General features: G+C 59.3%; 5 protein-coding genes. 3 read left to right on the top strand and 2 right to left on the bottom strand.

Going from position 1 to position 3423, the window contains the following annotated elements; translation table 11 throughout:
• A partial coding sequence (locus DOU50_RS00765) for a DUF445 domain-containing protein (protein ID WP_148768525.1) occupies positions 1-1201 on the top strand: 1201 nt, incomplete at its 5' end.
• Here the strand turns inward: DOU50_RS00765 and DOU50_RS00760 are convergent.
• Positions 1191-2054, bottom strand: coding sequence for a LysR substrate-binding domain-containing protein (locus DOU50_RS00760; RefSeq protein ID WP_148768524.1), 864 nt, complete (start codon positions 2052-2054; stop codon positions 1191-1193). The genes DOU50_RS00765 and DOU50_RS00760 overlap by 11 nt on opposite strands.
• A gap of 97 nt (positions 2055-2151) precedes the next feature.
• Here DOU50_RS00760 and DOU50_RS00755 point away from each other — a divergent pair, with 97 nt between their 5' ends.
• Entirely contained in the window at positions 2152-2460 is a 309-nt protein-coding gene (locus DOU50_RS00755) for a carboxymuconolactone decarboxylase family protein (protein WP_148768523.1), read from the top strand.
• A complete protein-coding gene (locus DOU50_RS00750) occupies positions 2460-2840 on the top strand; it encodes a tautomerase family protein (protein WP_148768522.1) in 381 nt (126 codons plus the stop codon). Before DOU50_RS00755 ends, DOU50_RS00750 begins: the two co-directional genes overlap by 1 nt.
• Here DOU50_RS00750 and DOU50_RS00745 read toward each other — a convergent pair.
• Positions 2831-3423 (bottom strand): FUSC family protein (locus tag DOU50_RS00745; RefSeq protein ID WP_194266107.1); only part of this gene is annotated, 593 nt, incomplete at its 5' end. The genes DOU50_RS00750 and DOU50_RS00745 overlap by 10 nt on opposite strands.

The raw sequence follows: 3423 nt of genomic DNA, 5'->3' as shown, positions 1-3423 counted from the left end.
GGCGTTTATCACCACCCTGTTCCTGCCGCAGACCTTCTGGGTGCGCGGCGTCAAGGCCATTGCCGAGGCGGCAATGGTCGGCGCGCTGGCTGACTGGTTTGCGGTCGTCGCGCTGTTCCGCCGGGTGCCGATTCCCTTTATCTCCCGCCATACGGCGATCATCCCGCGCAATAAAGACCGGATCGGCGACAATCTCGGCCAGTTTGTGCAGGAGAAATTTCTCGATACCCAGTCGCTGGTGGCGTTGATCCGCCGCTATGAGCCCGCGCAGATGATTGGTGCCTGGTTCAGCAAGCCCGACAACGCCCAGCGCGTCGGGCTGCATCTGATGCAGGTGATGAGCGGTTTTCTCGAGCTGACCGACGACGGGCGCATTCAACGCCTGCTCAAACGCGCGGTGCATAAGGCCATCGACAAGGTCGACTTCACTGAAACCAGCGCCGTGATGCTGGAGAGCATGACCAAAAACAACCGCCATCAGGTGCTGCTGGACGCCATCATCAATCGCCTGATTACCCTCATTCAGCGGGAAAGCACGCGGGACTTTATCGCCGACCAGATCGTCCACTGGCTCAAGACCGAGCATCCGCGCAAGGCGATGGTGCTGCCCACCGAGTGGCTGGGCGATCAAAGCGCGGAGATGGTGTCAAACGCGGTGAACACGCTGCTGGACGATATCAGCCATGACCGCACGCACCAGATCCGCCAGGCATTTGACCGCGCCACGCTGAAGCTTATTGACAACCTGAAAAACGATCCGGACATGGCGGCCAAAGCCGACAACATCAAGCACTATCTGAAAAACGATGAGGCGTTTAACCGCTATCTGGGTGAGATGTGGGCCGACCTGCGCCAGTGGCTGAAGGCGGACATGCAGAGTGAGGACTCGCGCGTGAAGCAGCGCATCGCCAACGCCGGGCTTTGGTTTGGTGAAACGCTGACGAACGATGCGAACCTGCAAGCCTCAATGAACGAGCATCTGGAGCAGGCCGCGCACCGCCTCGCGCCGGATTTTGCCGCGTTCCTGACACGCCATATCAGCGACACGGTGAAAAGCTGGGATGCCAAAGACATGTCCCGCCAGATTGAGCTGAACATTGGCAAGGATCTGCAGTTTATCCGCGTCAACGGCACCCTGGTGGGCGGGACGATTGGCCTGATTCTGTTTTTACTCTCGCAAATCCCGACGCTTATCCATTGAGCGTCCTGAGGATCAGCGCCTTCATGCTGGAAATAGCGGCATTGGCGGAGGCGCTTCCCTGATGCAGCGCTATTCCCAACTCTCCTGTATCTGGCAGCTGGCGGCTGTCGACCTGTAACGTCTCGGGCAGGCCAATACGCGTGCGGAGCGTGATACCCAGCCCCGCGCTGACGCCCGCCCACAGTCCGCTCAGGCTATAGCTGGTAAAAGCGATACGCCAGGGAATACCTGCGGCATCCAGCGATGCGATAGCCCGGCTTCGCAAGAGGCAGGGGGCGTCAAACATTACCAGCGGCAGCGGCTCACCTCGCTGCAGAAGTGCCTCAATGTCCTCGCTGGACCGGCAAATCCACTTTAGCGGCTCGCTTCGCACATAGTCGCCTTCTCGTCCTTCCTGCCAGACCAGCGCCAGATCGAGTTCGTTTGCCGCCACGCCCCGCAGCAGCGGCGGGTTGCGATCGACGCGCGCGATCATGCGAAGCTCAGGGTGTTGTCTGTGAAAATCGCCGATAACCTGCGGCATCACGGACTCCCCAAAGTCCTCCTGCATACCCAGACGCACCTCGCCCTGAAGCAACTCCCCCCTGATAGCCCGGAGCGCTTCATCATTTAATGCCAGCATGCGTCGGGCGTAGCTCAGCAGAATTTCACCCTCCCGGGTCAGAGCCAGCGTACGCCCCTGCTTCACGGTGAGCGCCACGCCGCACTGCTGCTCCAGCTTTTTTAGCTGGGCGCTGACCGCAGAGGTGGACCGACACAGCCTGTCCGCCGCCTCGGCAAAGCTGGTGGATTGAATACCCTCCACAAAGCTGCGCAGCGCGTCCAGGTCTAATGCTGAAAAGCGTTTATCCATATCATCCTCATTTTCAGGACATTTGGTCCTGAACATTGCAATTTTATTTATGGTGGCAGCCTGCGAGAGTGATTTCCAGACCACAGGAGGAATAAAAATGAGCACAACACTGAATCGCGACACGCTTGCGCAGGTCTCCCCTAAGCTGGCGGAACTCAGCCAGCAGGTGCTGTTTGGCGATATCTGGCAGCGTCCGCAGCTGGCCCCGCGGGATCGCAGCCTGATCACGCTTGCCGCCCTGGCCGCCCTGGGGCGTACCGCGCAGCTTCCCTGGCATATCGACTTTGCCCGAAAAAACGGCGTGACGGACGACGAGATTGCCGAAGCGTTTACTCATCTGGCGTTTTACGCAGGCTGGCCGGCAGCCGTCAGCGCCCTGACCTGCCTGGCAGAGGAGAAACAATAATGCCGTTTGTTCGCATCATGACGGGTGGCCGCTATAGCGAGATGCAGAAAAAACAGATTTCGGACATTCTGCACCAGGCGCTGACGGAAACCTTCGCCGTTCCCGCGCAGGACCGGTTTCATTTTTTTGAATGCTTCGCTGCCGGGGATCGATACGTTGATCGGCACTATCTCAGCCCGGGCAGAACGGAGGGGGCGATACTGTTCAATATCGTGGCCGGTAAGCCGAGGAGCGAAGAACAAAAAGCGGCGCTCTACCGCCAGTTGGCTGCGCAGCTGAATGAGAAGATGGGCATCAATGGTGGGGACGTGATGGTCGTTATCCAGTTTACTGCCGCTGAAGACTGGAGCTTCAGCGGCGGCATACGCTATCAGCCCTGAATGACGTAGCGCGTCGCCTCGAAGCGGTTCAGGATCAGGTGCACCAGAAAGACCATCGTCAGCGTCGCCACCAGCGAAAAGGTGACGGAGGTGATGCGGTACAGATCGCTGAACACCAGGTCAGTGTCCGGGTGCATGTTCTGCCCGAACATAATGCCGATGGTGGTGATGCTGGAGAACCCCACGCCTGCGCCCACCTTCTCCATCACGTGCAGGCGCGCGCCAAACGCCAGCCCGAGGCCGATCAGCGGCATCATCAATAGCATATGGCTGCTGTGATCGTAGAGGATCAGCTGCACCACCAGAATATAGAGGCAGCCCAGCACCACGCCGACCACGCGCCAGATGGAGCTCATCACCGAACCGCGATAGTGCATCGGGAACAGGATTAAAATCCCCGCCATCAGCGCCGAAAGCGAATCGCTTAAATCGCTGATCTGAAAAACGACGAATATCAGCGTCGCGACGGTGCCGGAGAGCAGCGACTCGTGGCGCACGCGGGCGTCGTCTTTCTCAATCAGCGGCGGCGGCTTGCGGGGCTCCACGTCCGGCAGAAGATAGTTCATCAGCGCGCTCAGGCACA

The organism is Enterobacter sp. C6 (assembly GCF_008122455.1).
Lineage (GTDB): Bacteria > Pseudomonadota > Gammaproteobacteria > Enterobacterales > Enterobacteriaceae > Enterobacter > Enterobacter pseudoroggenkampii.
The sequence above is the reverse complement of the archived record's forward strand: the minus strand, read 5'-3'. Positions and strand labels throughout refer to the sequence as shown.

Coding starts and splice junctions, on each gene's coding strand:
- DOU50_RS00760 (WP_148768524.1), bottom strand. CDS start 2,054: ATGGATAAACGCTTTTCAGCATTAGACCTGGACGCGCTGCGCAGCTTT.
- DOU50_RS00755 (WP_148768523.1), top strand. CDS start 2,152: ATGAGCACAACACTGAATCGCGACACGCTTGCGCAGGTCTCCCCTAAG.
- DOU50_RS00750 (WP_148768522.1), top strand. CDS start 2,460: ATGCCGTTTGTTCGCATCATGACGGGTGGCCGCTATAGCGAGATGCAG.